The 13,009-nt window shown below is 75.0% G+C and carries 12 protein-coding genes; 5 read left to right on the plus strand and 7 right to left on the minus strand.

Annotated elements, in window-relative coordinates:
• Positions 1 to 189: 189 nt before the first annotated feature.
• The 4 genes from ACIBPC_RS07445 to ACIBPC_RS07460 all read left to right on the plus strand — a co-directional run bounded on the left by ACIBPC_RS07445 (position 190) and on the right by ACIBPC_RS07460 (position 4,102).
• On the plus strand, positions 190 to 2,139 hold the full coding sequence (locus tag ACIBPC_RS07445; protein WP_398841922.1) for an N-acetylmuramoyl-L-alanine amidase: 1,950 nt from the start codon (positions 190 to 192) through the stop codon (positions 2,137 to 2,139).
• A gap of 66 nt (positions 2,140 to 2,205) precedes the next feature.
• The gene (locus ACIBPC_RS07450; protein ID WP_398841924.1) at positions 2,206 to 2,631 is read left to right on the plus strand and encodes a VOC family protein; all 426 of its coding nucleotides are present in this window, start codon (positions 2,206 to 2,208) and stop codon (positions 2,629 to 2,631) included.
• Positions 2,628 to 3,377 (plus strand): SDR family NAD(P)-dependent oxidoreductase, encoded by a 750-nt coding sequence (locus ACIBPC_RS07455; protein ID WP_398841926.1) that lies wholly within the window; start codon positions 2,628 to 2,630, stop codon positions 3,375 to 3,377. The genes ACIBPC_RS07450 and ACIBPC_RS07455 overlap by 4 nt, the downstream gene beginning before the upstream one ends.
• A 62-nt stretch (positions 3,378 to 3,439) precedes the next feature.
• Entirely contained in the window at positions 3,440 to 4,102 is a 663-nt protein-coding gene (locus tag ACIBPC_RS07460; protein ID WP_362957343.1) for a phosphatase PAP2 family protein, read from the plus strand.
• A 55-nt stretch (positions 4,103 to 4,157) separates the two neighbouring features.
• Here the strand turns inward: ACIBPC_RS07460 and ACIBPC_RS07465 are convergent, their stop codons facing one another.
• The 4 genes from ACIBPC_RS07465 to ACIBPC_RS07480 form a co-directional block, all read right to left on the minus strand.
• On the minus strand, positions 4,158 to 4,550 hold the full coding sequence (locus ACIBPC_RS07465) for a hypothetical protein (RefSeq protein ID WP_362957340.1): 393 nt from the start codon (positions 4,548 to 4,550) through the stop codon (positions 4,158 to 4,160).
• A 103-nt stretch (positions 4,551 to 4,653) separates the two neighbouring features.
• Complete coding sequence (locus tag ACIBPC_RS07470) at positions 4,654 to 5,046, minus strand: hypothetical protein (RefSeq protein ID WP_398841929.1); 393 nt, start codon at positions 5,044 to 5,046, stop codon at positions 4,654 to 4,656.
• Between the two features lie 131 nt (positions 5,047 to 5,177).
• Positions 5,178 to 6,608 carry a glycosyl hydrolase gene (locus ACIBPC_RS07475; RefSeq protein ID WP_362957335.1) on the minus strand — a complete coding sequence of 477 codons (1,431 nt, stop codon included), beginning with the start codon at positions 6,606 to 6,608 and terminating at the stop codon, positions 5,178 to 5,180.
• Between the two features lie 244 nt (positions 6,609 to 6,852).
• Positions 6,853 to 7,872: a LacI family DNA-binding transcriptional regulator gene (locus tag ACIBPC_RS07480; RefSeq protein ID WP_398841931.1), complete on the minus strand. Its 1,020-nt coding sequence runs from the start codon at positions 7,870 to 7,872 to the stop codon at positions 6,853 to 6,855.
• Positions 7,873 to 7,956: 84 nt separating this feature from the next.
• Here ACIBPC_RS07480 and ACIBPC_RS07485 point away from each other — a divergent pair, with 84 nt between their 5' ends.
• Positions 7,957 to 9,186 carry a hypothetical protein gene (locus tag ACIBPC_RS07485; protein ID WP_398841932.1) on the plus strand — a complete coding sequence of 410 codons (1,230 nt, stop codon included), beginning with the start codon at positions 7,957 to 7,959 and terminating at the stop codon, positions 9,184 to 9,186.
• Positions 9,187 to 10,429: 1,243 nt separating this feature from the next.
• Here the strand turns inward: ACIBPC_RS07485 and ACIBPC_RS07490 are convergent.
• From ACIBPC_RS07490 to dnaJ, 3 genes are all read right to left on the minus strand, one after another.
• The gene (locus tag ACIBPC_RS07490; RefSeq protein ID WP_398841934.1) at positions 10,430 to 11,257 is read right to left on the minus strand and encodes an alpha/beta hydrolase fold domain-containing protein; all 828 of its coding nucleotides are present in this window, start codon (positions 11,255 to 11,257) and stop codon (positions 10,430 to 10,432) included.
• An 87-nt stretch (positions 11,258 to 11,344) separates the two neighbouring features.
• Complete coding sequence (locus tag ACIBPC_RS07495; protein WP_362957323.1) at positions 11,345 to 11,797, minus strand: heat shock protein transcriptional repressor HspR; 453 nt, start codon at positions 11,795 to 11,797, stop codon at positions 11,345 to 11,347.
• 4 nt (positions 11,798 to 11,801) lie between these two features.
• The gene (gene dnaJ, locus ACIBPC_RS07500; protein ID WP_362957320.1) at positions 11,802 to 12,995 is read right to left on the minus strand and encodes a molecular chaperone DnaJ; all 1,194 of its coding nucleotides are present in this window, start codon (positions 12,993 to 12,995) and stop codon (positions 11,802 to 11,804) included.
• Between the last annotated feature and the right edge of the window lie 14 nt (positions 12,996 to 13,009).

The following is a 13,009-nucleotide window of genomic DNA, read 5'->3' on the forward strand; positions in this document are numbered from 1 at the left end:
CCCGTCGGGCCACTGGTCCACACCACTGCCGGGGCGCAGGCGGCGGACACGGCCCCGCGAAACCGTGGCGTACCACCCGTGACGCGCAACGCCCGTGTATCACGGGTCCATTGACGTCCCGTCCGTCCGCCATGAGCATGCACATGCCTTCCCCGACCGCCTCACCGTCCCGACCGCACGGAGGCCGCCTTGCGAGGACCCGTCCGCCCCCACCGCCTGCTCGGCGCCGCGACCGCCGCGGCCCTGGCCATCCCCCTGCTGACCACCGGACCACCGGCGGGCGCCGCGTCGGACGACGGCGCGCTCCAGGACGCGTTCCGCGCCGCCGCGCAGCGCCACGACGTGCCGGAGAGCGTGCTGCTCGGCGTCTCCTACCTCCAGTCGCGCTGGGACGCGCACGCGGGCGCGGCCAGCGTCTCCGGGGGTTACGGGCCGATGCACCTTACCGACGTGCGCACCGCGCTCGCCGAGCAGGACGCGCACCACGGCGACGGCACGGAGGACCCGCGCGGCGACACGTCCAGGCCGCTGGCCCCGGCCGCCGACGCCCACGCCACCACCGCCACCGCCACGCCCGGCACCCTGGCGCGCGCCGCCGAACTGACCGGCCTCGCCCCCGACGAGCTGCGCACCAGCGCCGCCGCCAACGTCGAGGGCGGCGCCGCCCTCCTCGCCGCCGCCCAGCGCGACCTCGGCGCCCCGGCGAGCGACGACCCGGCCGACTGGTACGGCGCGGTCGCCGCGTACGCGGGCGCGGACACCCAGGACGCGGCCGAGGTCTTCGCCGACGACGTGTACGCCGTCATCGCGGCGGGCGAGGAACGCGTCACCGACAGCGGCCAGCGCGTCGTCCTCACCCCCCGGGACGTCACCCCCGACACCGCGACCGCCGACGCCCTCGGCCTGCCGCACGCGCCGCGCGACCCGAACATCGAGTGCCCCCGCACCGTCTCCTGCGAGTGGCTGCCCGCCCCCTACGAGGACCTGGGCGGCGGCGACTACGGCAACCACGACCTCGCCGACCGCGAGGACTCGCAGGAGATCGAGTACATCGTCATCCACGACACCGAGGCCACCTGGGAGACGACGCTCGACCTCGTCCAGGACCCCACGTACGTCTCCTGGCACTACAGCCTCCGCTCCTCGGACGGCCACATCGCGCAGCACCTCGCGACCAAGGACGTCGGCTGGCACGCGGGCAACTGGTTCGTGAACGCCAAGTCGATCGGCCTGGAGCACGAGGGCTTCCTGACCGCGCCGGACGCCTGGTACACGGAGGCGATGTACCGCACGTCCGCCCGCCTGGTCCGCTACCTGGCCCGCACGTACGACATCCCGCTCGACCGGCAGCACATCCTCGGCCACGACAACGTCCAGGGCACCACGACCAGCGGCATCCCCGGCATGCACACCGACCCCGGCCCGTACTGGGACTGGTCGCACTACTTCGCGCTGCTCGGCGCGCCCTTCCACCCCACGGCGGGCCCGCGCGGCGGCCTCGTCACGATCGCCCCCGAGTACGACGAGCACACGCCGGAGTTCACCGGCTGCGCGGGCGCGGGCAGCGCGTGCGCCCCCCACGGCTCGGCCGCCGTGCGCCTGCACACCGCGCCGAGCGCCGACGCGCCCCTCGTCGCCGACCCCGGCACGCACCCGGGCGGCGGCGCGTCGTCCACCGGCGTGAACGACATCGGCGCGCGGGCGACGGCGGGCCAGCGCTTCGCCGTGGCCGAGCGGCGGGGCGACTGGACGGCCATCTGGTACCTGGGCGCGAAGGCGTGGTTCCACGACCCGGCGCGCGACCGCACCTCGTACGACGCGCAGGGCTGGGTCGTCACCGGCAAGGACGGCGCGGAGACGATCCCGGTGTACGGCCGCGCGTACCCCGAGGCCGCCGCGTACCCGCCGGGCGTGCCGGTGCAGGCGGTGAGCCCGCTGTCGTACCGCGTCCCGGCGGACCAGGCGTACGCGGTCGGGCTGCGGACGCCGAGCGAGTACTACCGGGCCGTGACGTACGACCCGGCCGGGCACCAGGTGGTGCGCGGGGAGGACTACTTCCAGATCCAGCTCGGGCACCGCGTCGCGTACGTGCGGGCCGCCGATGTCGAGCTGCGCTGGTCGTCGACGCTGGGCCGCTGACGCGGCGTCCCCCCGGGCGGTGATATGAACGCCCGGGGGGACCGTACGACGAAAGGCAGCACGCCCATGACCAGCAGGCCCGGCTTCCATCTGGCGATCCCCGTGGACGACCTCGCGCGGGCGCGGGAGTTCTACGGCGGCGTGCTGGGCCTGCCCGAGGGCCGCTCCACGGACGGCTGGGTGGACTGGGACCTGCGCGGCCACCAGGTGGTGACGCACGTCGTGCCGGGCCCGCCGCGCGGGCCCGCCGGGCACGGCACGGTCGGCGAACACCGCGTGCCCGTCCCGCACTTCGGGCTGCTGCTCGCGGTGGACGACTTCCACGCGTTCGCGGAGCGGCTGCGCGCGGCGGGCACGCAGTTCGTGATCGAGCCGGTCCTGCGCTTCGCCGGGGAACCGGCCGAGCAGTGGACGATGTTCTTCCTCGACCCGGCGGGCAACGCGCTGGAGTTCAAGGCCTTCTCGGACGAGGCGCAGGTGTTTGCCAAATGAGGGGCGTGCTCGTGACGGGCGCCTCGCGCGGCATCGGCCGGGCCGTCGCGGCGGCCTTCGCGGCGGACGGCGACCGCGTGGCCGTGCACTACGGGACGCGCCGTGCCGACGCCGAGGAGACCGTGCGCTCCCTGCCGGGCGAGGGCCACACCGCGCTCGGCGCCGACCTGACCGACCCCGAGGCCGTGCGCCGCCTCGTCGCCGACGCGGCCGAGGCGCTCGGCGGCATCGACGTGCTGGTCAACAACGCCGCCGAGATGCGCGCCCACCCGCCGGCCACCACCGGCTGGGACGACTGGGTCGCCGCCTGGCGCACGACCCTGGACGTCAACCTGACGGGCGCCGCGCACGCCTCCTACTGCGCCGCGCGCCACATGATCGCGCGCGGCACGGCCGGGCGGATCGTCAACGTCGGCTCGCGCGGCGCCTTCCGCGGCGAGCCCGACCACCCGGCGTACGGGGCGAGCAAGGCCGGGCTGCACGCGCTCGGGCAGTCCCTGGCCGTCGCGCTGGCGCCGCACGGGATCGCCGTCGCGTCCGTGGCGCCCGGTTTCGTGGACACCGAACGGGTCGCGGACCGGCTGGGCGGCGCGGAGGGCGAGGCGATCCGGGCGCAGAGCCCGTTCGGGCGGGTCGCGGCGCCGGAGGAGGTCGCGGCGGCGGTGCGGTGGCTGGCGTCGCCCGAGGCGGTGTGGTCGTCGGGCGCGGTGCTCGACGTGAACGGTGCCTCCTACCTGCGGACCTGACCGTTCCTTTACCTTCTCCGCCGCCTTCCCCGGGGGCGGTGGCTGCCCTAGGCTTGCCGAGCATGACCCGATCACGCCGTGTCACCGTGTCCGTCGCCACTGTGGCCGCCGCCCTGCTGGCGGCACTGATGATCACGGTCGCGGTGCGCGACGGGGCGCCCTTCGCCGTGGACGACGCGCTGCACGACGCGGCGGTGGAGCGGCGCACCGGCGGCTGGAACGAGTTCTGGCGCCTGGTGACCAGCACCGGCAGCGGCGTGCCGCCTCTCGTCGTCGCCGCGCTCGCCGGGGCGCTGTTCATGCCGCGCGTGCGGTGGCTCGGCGCGCTCGCGGGCGCCGGGGCGCTGCTGGCGGCGCAGTCCGTGCGCCTGCTGCTCGTCACGACGCTCGCCCGGCCCCGCCCGCCGGTCGCGGACTGGCTGATCCACGTCAACAACCCGGCGATGCCGTCGGGGCACGCCGCGACGTCCGCCATGGTCGCGTTCGGCGTCGCGGCGGTGCTGGCGCGGCGGTCCCGGCTGCCGCGCGCGGTGGCGTACGGCGTCCCGGCGGTGTGGGCGGTGGCGGTCGGGTTCAGCCGCGTGTGGCTGGGGGTGCACTGGCCGACGGACATCGTGGCCGGGTGGCTGTACGCGACGGCCGTCGCCTGCCTCGTGCTCCCGCCGCTCGGCGCCGCGCTGGACCGGGCGGCGGAGGACCGGGCGGCGGAGGAGGCACGAACCTAGGGCGTGTCTTCAAAGGGGTCGCCCTGCTCGCTTTGAAGACACGCCCTGGGGCGTGTCAGCCGATGTTCATCCACTCGGTCCAGTAGGAGCAGGCGTGGTCGATGCCCTGGAGGCCGTCGCGCGTGCAGGCGCGGAAGCGGATCCTGCTGTCCTCCCGCATGTTGTAGTTGCAGGTCACCGGGGCGGAGTCGGCGCCGTTCGCGTTGTGGCACTCGCCCGCCCGGCCGTAGTCCGTCTGCCACTCGCCGATCGCGCGGTAGCCGTCGGCCCAGAGGTCGTGCACGGTGATCTTGTCGCCGTAGGCCTCGAAACAGGCGCTGGCGGCGTAGTACCTGCCGTCCACGACGCTCACGCAGCGCGGGGCCGCCTCGGCCGAGCCGACCGACAGGCCCGCGGCGAGGAGGGCGGCAGTGCCCGCGACGGAGGCCGCGCGTATCAGGTTCTTCATGTTTTCCATCCGCGAATCGGGAACGGGATGGGCGGATGCTAGCGACACGGGCGACCGCCGGGGAAGGACAGGGCTGTTGCCCGATCGGGAAACGGCGGCCCGGTCAGGCGATGGGCCTCCAGCCCGTCCACGCGCCGCACTTGTGGTCCGCGCCGTTCGCGCCCTTGCGCAGGCAGGCGCGCCACCTGATCGTCCGGTTCTCGCGCATGTCGTAGTTGCACGTGACCGACGTGTTGTTGGCGCCGTTGGCGTTGTGGCACTCGCCAGAACGCCCGTAGTCCGTCTGCCAGTCGCCCACCACGCGGTAGCCGTCCGCCAGGGTGTCGAGGACGGTGATCTTGTCGCCGTAGCTGCTGAAACAGGCGGCGCCCGCGGGTGCCGCGGAGGGCCCGACCTCCTGGCAGTGCACGTACGGGTCGGCCGACGCGGCGGGGGCGGCGGCGAGCAGGATGGCCGCGGCACCGGCGGCCGCGGCCACCCTCTTCAGGTGTCTCATGTTGTTCCGTCCGCGAATCGGGGGCATCTCGTCCGGATGCTAGCCAAGGCGGGCCCCGAGTGTTTCCGCACGGAGGAAACAGCGGAACGCGCCCGCCCGGCGGCCGGGCGGGCGGGCGCGTCCCCCGGGCGTCAGACCGGCAGCGTCCAGCGCTGGTTGGCCGCGCCGGTGCAGTCCCACAGCTGGAGCCGCGTACTGTCCGCCGAGCTGTTGCCCGTCACGTCGAGGCAGCGGCCCGACTGCGGGTTGCGCAGCGCGCCGGACGACGCCGTGTACTGCCACTGCTGCGCGCCCGACCCGTTGCAGTCCCAGAGCTGGACGAGCGTGCCGTTCGCCGTGCCCGCGCCGACCGCGTCGAGGCAGCGGCCCGCGTTGGGGTTGCGCAGCGTGCCGTCGGCGCCGACCGTCCACGTCTGCGCGACGCCGGTGGCGCACGTGTAGAGCTGTACGGGCGTGCCGTTGGCCGTCCCGGAGGCCCGCGCGTCCACGCACTTGCCCCCCAGGCCGCGGATGGCGCCCGTACCCGTGCCCGTGCCCGGATCCGTGCCGCCGCCACCGGAGTTGATCGGGCCGACCTCGCCCTGGTTGAGGACGCGCGGGTGGAAGTACGCCGCCTGTATCTCGGCGTTGGAGTTGTTGCCGCGCAACTGCTCGGACCAGATCATGAACCACGCCCAGCGCGGCTGGCTGTCGAGCAGCGCGGCGGTCGGCATCTTGCCCATCTCGCCGAGGGCGATGGGCTTGCCGTTCGCGATGCTCTGGATCTGCTGGTAGTCGGACTGGCTGGGGTGCGCCTTGTACCAGACGTCGAGCGAGACGACGTCCACGTACGCGTCGCCCGGGTAGTAGGAGGCCCAGTTGCCCGCCGGGTTGTCCTGGACGTTCCAGACCCAGATGAGGTTGTCGAGGCCCTGGGCGGTCAGGTAGTCGCGGGTGATGCGGAAGAGGCGCGCGCCGCCGTCCTGGCCGGGGTAGGCGCCCCACCAGTTCCACGACTCGTTCATCTCGTGCAGCGGCCTGAAGAGGACGGGCACCCCGGCGTCGCGCAGCTGCCGCAGGTAGGGCACGGCCTCGTCGAGCCGCCGCTTCCACGCGCCGTTGAGCGCCGTGCCGTCGGTGACGACCTGGCGGAACTGGTCGGCGCTGATGCGGGACTTGACCCCGCCCTCGAACGCGCAGCCGCTGCCGGTGGTCGGCGGGCAGACGTGCCAGGTGAGCGAGACGAGCGAGCCGTTGGCCCACTCCGTCTTCGCCTGGTCCACGATCCGCTGCCTGTTGGCGACGTCCTGCGGGTTGAACATCAGGTCGCCGCCCCACAGGCCCGGGTACTGGCCGGTGATGTCGCGGACCTGCTGCGTGTACTGGCCCGGCTGCGACGCCGGTTCCTTGTTGTGCTGCCCCGAGACGACGGACGTCCCGGTGATCGAGCGGAGGTAGGTGAGCACGTCCTGCCGCGTGCGGGCGGGGAACGCCTCGGCGTCGGACGGCGGTGGCACGACCGTGAACGCCACGGCCAGCAGGGCGGTGAGGCAGGCCAACAGCCCGCCACGGATTCCACGCACGGGAGCCCCTTCTCTTCGGCTTCATCGCGGTACGAGGGAGAGCGGTGTGCGGCCGGCGGGCCCCCGGCGCGAGGGCCGGGAGCCGCCGGTGTGCGGACAACGTAGTGACGGCGCGGGGCCGCGTCCATAGACCGGTCAAGCTGAATTCGCCCTGCAATCACGGGACTTCGGTCAGCACTTTACTGAACCTTGACTGAACGGGCCGGGCGCGCCGCGGCGGCCGTCCGCCGGTGCGGTACCCGCCTCAGCCGGGCGGTGCGGTGGACGCGCGCGGCGTCAGGACGGGCGTCGGCGCCTGCCGGGACGCCGCGCGCCCCGTCGCCAGCACCTCGAAGAGCGTCCGCGCGACCTCGGCGCCGAACGCGTGCACGTCATGGCTCATCGCCGACAGCGTCGGCCGCGTCAGGCGGCACAGCTGCGAGTCGTCCCAGGCGAGCAGCGACACGTCCTCGGGCACGCGCAGGCCCATCTCCCCCGCGACCGAGAGGCCCGCGACGGCCATCAGGTCGTTGTCGTACATGATCGCGGTCGGCCGCGCGGGACCCGCCAGGAGCGAACGGGTGGCGCGGGCGCCGTCCGCGCCGGAGAAGTCGGTGTCGGTCTGCCGCCCGCCGTCGAGCCCGAGTTCCGCCGTCGCGCGGGCGAACGCGTCGTGCCGGATGGCGCTGTGGCCCAGCTCGGCGCTGCCGCCGACGCGGGCGATCGCCCGGTGCCCGAGCGCGGCGAGGTAGCGCACCGCCTCGGTGACGGCGGCCCCGTCGTCCGTCCACAGCGCGGTGAACGGGCCGGTCAGCGACGGGTGCGCGACCGCCACGGCGGGCAGCCCGAGCGCGCCGAGCGCCGGGACGCGCGGATCGTCGCGCCGCAGGTCCACCAGCACCGAGCCCGCCACCTGTCCGGAACGCCACCAGTGCCGCTGGAGCTCCGCCTCCTCCTCCACATCGCGCACGAGCCGCAGCAGCAGCGCGCCCGACCGCTCGCCCAGGACGCTCTCGATGCCGGAGATGAACTCCATGTAGAAGGGCTCCAGGCCCAGTTGGCGCGCCGGGCGGCAGATGGCGAGGCCGATGGTGCCGGTGTCGCGGCGATTGAGCGCCCTGGCCGACAGGTTGGGCTCCCAGCCCATGGCGCGGGCGACGTCGAGGATGCGGGCGCGGGTCGCCTCGGAGACGCCCGGTTTGCCGTTGAACGCCAGGGACACGGCGGCCCGCGAGACCCCCGCGCGGCGGGCGACGTCCCGGATGGTCGTGCGGGGTTCGGTCACGCCGGTCTCCCCCCGGGAACGCGGCCTTCGATGGCGTGTCGAGCCTATCGCGGTACCGCACTTCCGTTCGTACGATGAGCCACCATGAACGCGTCCCACAAGAACGCCGCTCCGCCCGCGCCGCCTGATCCGCCCGGTCCGTCCGATCCCGCCGCCCGCGAACGGCTGCTCCTCGGCGGGCCGTTGGGACGGCAGCTGCTCCTCACGTTCCTCGACGTGCCGGACGAGGACTGGGCCGGGGACGGCTCCGCCGCCGAGACGCTGTTCCGGGCGCTGGGGCTGGGCGACGTACCGGGGTCCGGGCGGCTGGCGTACGACGTGCTGGACGGCACGTTCCGGCGGGTCGTGCCGCCGGAGGGGCGGCGGCCGCGCGACGTGCCGGACGAGGAGGTGCGGGGTGTGCTGCGCGAGCGCGTCACGCGCGGCGCTTGGCAGCGGCTGCGCGAACTGGACGAGCGGCGCGCCCTGTTGGCGCTGGCCGACGTCGCGTTCCTGTTCGGCTTCCGCGGCGGCGACCCGGAGCTGTGGGAGCTGAGCGGGCGCGCCGCCGAGGAGTTGCGCCCGCTCGCCGCCGCGCTGGCCGCCTCGCCCGCCGCCGCCGGGTGGTGGTCGCCGCTGGCGCGCGCCGACCAGCGGCGGCTCGTCGTGGAGGGCCCCGGGCCCGGGTCCGCGCCGCAGGGCGGCGTCGAGGCGGCCGTGCGCCGCGCCATGGCGGAGGAACGCGCGCGGCACGCCGCCGGGTTGTCCCGCCGCCCGCCGCCGGGACGGCGGAACGTCGGCGCCTGCTGGTGGTCGGCGCCCGGCTTCGCCCGTGGCACGGCGACGACCGGCGGGCGTCCCGGCCTGCCGAGCGTCGAGTTCGTCCGCTTCGAGGACGGCGGCTTCCCGCCGCCGGGGGCCGACGTGCGGGTGGAGCGGCTGGAGATCGACCCGGCGGCGCGCGTCGCCGAGATCCGCGGGCCGGACGACTGGCGGGAACTCGTCGCCCGCTTCCCGCGCGACGTGACGGGCACGCACGACGGCGAATGGCGCGCGTGGACCGACCGCGACGGGCCCTGGTACCTGCCCGACTGGGAGGCGCTCGCGGCGCACTACGACGGCGTGCACGTCACCGTGGGCGCCTGCCTCGCCGCGTTCGGCCTGGCGCTGCCGGTCGGGGACGGCTTCACCGTGCTGGCGGGCTGGACACCGGACGCGACGGTCTGGGTACGCGACACGGCCACCTCCGTGCGCACGCTCGGCCACTGGCGCGGCGACCCGGAGGACATCGAGGACTGGGACGACGTCCTGGCCCACTGGACCCCTCTCCCCTGACGCCCCACGCCCCGGCTTCCGCGATCACCCCGGCGACGCCGGACTTCACCACCGACTCGTCGCACACGACCCACTGGCCCCGCACGACAAGACCCGACGGCCAGACGACCCCGCGCCCACGGCTCCGAGCAACCGGGCGGGCGGGTATATGGACGCGCGGGCCTCCGGCACGCCCACACAGCTCGGCGCCGCGCGCACATCCACGGTCGGCACCGACGACACGACCGGTCCACAACCACCCTCGCCGTGCCTGCACTTCGCCACCGACTCATCCCACACAACCCACTGGCCCGCACCAACATGGCCCGGCGGACAGGCGACCTCCGGCCCGCACCCGAGTAGCCGGGCGAGCGGCGCGGCGGGCGAGTACACGGACGCGCGGGCCTCCGGCACGCCCACATGGCTCGGCATCGCGCAGACGCCGACGGTCGGCACCGACGACACGACCGGCCCGCAACCACCGTCGCCGTGCCTGCACTTCGCCACCGGCTCATCCCACACGACCCACTGGCCCCGGCCGACAAGACCCGACGGCCAGACGACCTCGCGCCCCACGCCCCGAGCAACCGGGCAGGCGAGTACATGGACGCGCGGGCCTCCGGGACGGCCGACGGCACGACTAGTCCGCGACCACCGTCGCGATGCCGGATCTCGCCACGGGCTCGTCGCGCGCGGCCCGTTGCCGTGCACCCGCCGGAATGAGCCCGCGACGAGAGAGATGCCCGCCGACCGCTGGTCAGCGGCACGCATGCGTCCGTCCTCCGGAGCACGGCCCCGGGGTCGTCGGTGCACACGGCGCGGCACATGGGCCGTGGTCGGTGGCCGCGCTCCGGTCCACGGGCGCGGCGACCGTTCTGGTCCCGGGACGGCGGCCGATCCGTCCCCCGGACAGACGCGCCGCCCCCGGCGCATGCGACTCCGAGGCAGCGGATCACACCCCTGCCGGGCGCGCGGGCGATCCGGCGACGCGGCGGGCGTGCGTACCCGGGGAAGGCGCGAGCGGGACGGCCGCTTCGGAGACGGCCACCGGAGCACCGGCACTCCGCCCTCCCCCGGGACCGGCTTCCAGCCAGGTGACCGGCGGGCCCGCCCGGGTACGTACCGTCGCGAGGCGCCGGATCGCGCCCCCACCGGGCTCACCCGGGCGATCCGGCAACGCGGCGAGCGCGCCTCAGGGGCACGAGCAGGGAAGCCGTCCCGAAGACGGACCCCGATCGGGCCGCCACCGGCCACGGCGGGCGCGTCAGGCCCGTACCGCGGGCGCCGCCAACTCCCGTGCCAGGTAGGCGGCCGTCGTCCCGATCAGCTCGGGTATCCGGTCGTAGCCCTCGAAGATGTGCCCCGCGTCTTGCACCGGCAGGTACTCCGACCGCACCCCGGCGGCCTCAAGCCGCGCGTGCAGCCGCTCGCTGTGCGACACGGGGACCGGCACGTCGGCGGTGCCGTGCACGAGGAGGAACGGCGGGGCGGCGGGGGTCACCTTGTTCTCCAGGCTCCACTCGGTGGTCCGCGCCCGCAGTTCGTCCGGCGGGAGGTCGCCGAAGAGCACGGCCTCCGGTCTCGCGGGGTCGGCGAGGGCGGGGGTGGCCAGGTCGTTCACCGCGTACCAGAGGGCGGCCGCGCCGATGCCGGGGTGGGTCAGGGCGGTGAGCCCGGCCAGCGTGCCGCCCGCCGACTCGCCCCAGACGCCGATCCTGCGCGGGTCGAGGCCGTAGCGGTCCGCGTTCTCGGTCAGGAACGTCACAGCGGCCCGCACGTCGTCCAGCTGCGCGGGGAACGACGCCTCGCCCGACAGGCGGTAGTCCACGGTCGCGACCGCAAGACCGGCGGCGGTCAGCGCGTCGAAGACGGCGCCCGGCGCGACGGTCGGCGGCATGTAGCGGCGGTCGCCCTCCCAGAAGGCACCGCCGTGTATCCAGACGACCACCGGTACGGGCCCGGCCCCCGCCGGTACGTGCAGATCGAGCAGCAGCGGCCGGTACCCGCGCCGTTCCGCGTAGGTGACCGCCTCGTGCACAGCCGCGCCCTGGCTCTCCACTCGCGCGCGCGGCACGCCCGGTGTCGTTCCCATACCCCTCGCCCTCCCTGCCCCGCGGACGCGGACGCGCCGCCGTGCCGTAACGATACGGCGCGGCGGCGCGCGGGACGGGCGGACGTCTCAGCGGCCCCGGTCGGGACGCCAGACGACGATGGCGGCGGACTGCCGCACGTCCTGGTACGGCACCAGGTCGCGCCGGTACGAGGCGTGCACCTGCGCCTCCGCCTGCCGCATGGCGAGAGCCGCGCCCTCCACGGCCTGCTGGAGTTCGGCCACCTTCGCCTGGAGGGCGGCCACCTGCGTCTCCAGCTCGATGATGCGCTTGATCCCGGCCAGGTTGATGCCCTCGTCCTGGGACAGCCGCTGCACCTGGCGGAGCAGCTGGATGTCCCGGGCCGAGTAGCGCCTGCCGCGCCCGGCGGCGCGGTCGGGCGAGACCAGGCCGAGCCGGTCGTACTGCCGCAGCGTCTGCGGGTGGAGCCCGGAGAGCTGTGCGGCGACGGAGATGACGTACACCGGGGTGTCTTCGGTCAGTTCGTAGGGATTGCCGCTCTGTCCGTGCCGGCCGTCCATCTCGTCACTCTCCCTTCGCGGCCTCGAACAGCCCTGCCCGAGGGTCCTCCCCCGCCATCGCGGTGCGGTACTCGTCCAGTGCCTTGCGCGCGTCGTCGCCCAGCTCGCGCGGTACGGCGACCTCGACGGTGACCAGCAGGTCGCCCCGGGTGCCGTCCTTGCGCACCGCGCCCTTGCCGCGCGCACGCATCGTGCGGCCCGGCGGCGTGCCGGGCGGCAGCTTCAGCGTGACGGGCGGCCCGCCGAGCGTCGGCACCTTGATCTCACCACCGAGCGCGGCCTCCGGGAAGGTCACCGGCACGGTGATCGTCAGATTGTCGCCACGCCGTCCGAAGACGGGGTGCTCGTCGACGTGGACGGTCACATAGAGGTCGCCGCCGGGGCCGCCGTGCTCGCCGGGGGCGCCCTTGCCGCGCAGCCGGATGCGCTGCCCGTCGTCCACGCCCGCCGGGATGCGGACCTGCATGGTCCGCTGGCTGGTCGCCCGGCCGCTGCCGCGGCAGACGGTGCAGGGGTCCTGCGCGATCAGGCCGCGGCCCTTGCAGTCCACGCACGGGTCGGTGAGCGAGAAGCCGCCCCCGCCGCCCCGGCTGACCTGGCCGGTGCCGACGCACGTGGGGCACACGCGCGGCGTCCCGTTGCGGTCGCCGGTGCCCTGGCACGCCTTGCAGGCGGCGCTGGACGACATCCGCAGCGGCACCGTCGCGCCGGACACGGCCTCGGTGAAGCTGAGCGTCACCTCGGACTCGATGTCCTGGCCGCGCCGGGGCGCCGTACGGGTGCCGGTGCCCCGGTTGAAGAGGCCGCCGAAGACGTCCCCGATGCCCCCGCCGAAGCCGCCGGCCCCGCCCGTGGTGCCCCCGCCGGGGGCGCCCTGGGCGCCCCCGAACAGGTCGCTCAGGTCGAAGTTGAACTGCCCGCCGGGGCCCCCGCCGGGGGCGCCGGGACGGAAGCCGCCCGCGCCGAACAGGGCGCGGGCCTCGTCGTACTCCTTGCGGCGCTTGGCGTCGCCGAGCACGTCGTACGCCTCGGAGACGTCCTTGAACCGCTCCTCGGAGGCGGTGTCCCCCCGGTTGGCGTCCGGGTGGTTCTCCCGGGCGAGCTTGCGGTAGGCCTTCTTGATCTCGGCCTCGGTGGCGTCCCGGGGGACGCCGAGGACCTTGTAGTAGTCCTTCTCGATGAAGTCCTTGGTGCTCATCCCCGGCGTCCCTC

The organism is Streptomyces sp. NPDC049879 (assembly GCF_044461265.1).
Taxonomy (GTDB): Bacteria; Actinomycetota; Actinomycetes; order Streptomycetales; family Streptomycetaceae; genus Streptomyces.

Bases quoted from the DNA above. Each gene is read 5' to 3' on its own strand.
- ACIBPC_RS07450 (WP_398841924.1), top strand. From the start codon at position 2,206: ATGACCAGCAGGCCCGGCTTCCATCTGGCGATCCCCGTGGACGACCTC.
- ACIBPC_RS07490 (WP_398841934.1), bottom strand. From the start codon at position 11,257: ATGGGAACGACACCGGGCGTGCCGCGCGCGCGAGTGGAGAGCCAGGGC.
- dnaJ (WP_362957320.1), bottom strand. From the start codon at position 12,995: ATGAGCACCAAGGACTTCATCGAGAAGGACTACTACAAGGTCCTCGGC.
- ACIBPC_RS07495 (WP_362957323.1), bottom strand. From the start codon at position 11,797: ATGGACGGCCGGCACGGACAGAGCGGCAATCCCTACGAACTGACCGAA.
- ACIBPC_RS07465 (WP_362957340.1), bottom strand. From the start codon at position 4,550: ATGAAGAACCTGATACGCGCGGCCTCCGTCGCGGGCACTGCCGCCCTC.
- ACIBPC_RS07485 (WP_398841932.1), top strand. From the start codon at position 7,957: ATGAACGCGTCCCACAAGAACGCCGCTCCGCCCGCGCCGCCTGATCCG.
- ACIBPC_RS07470 (WP_398841929.1), bottom strand. From the start codon at position 5,046: ATGAGACACCTGAAGAGGGTGGCCGCGGCCGCCGGTGCCGCGGCCATC.
- ACIBPC_RS07455 (WP_398841926.1), top strand. From the start codon at position 2,628: ATGAGGGGCGTGCTCGTGACGGGCGCCTCGCGCGGCATCGGCCGGGCC.
- ACIBPC_RS07460 (WP_362957343.1), top strand. From the start codon at position 3,440: ATGACCCGATCACGCCGTGTCACCGTGTCCGTCGCCACTGTGGCCGCC.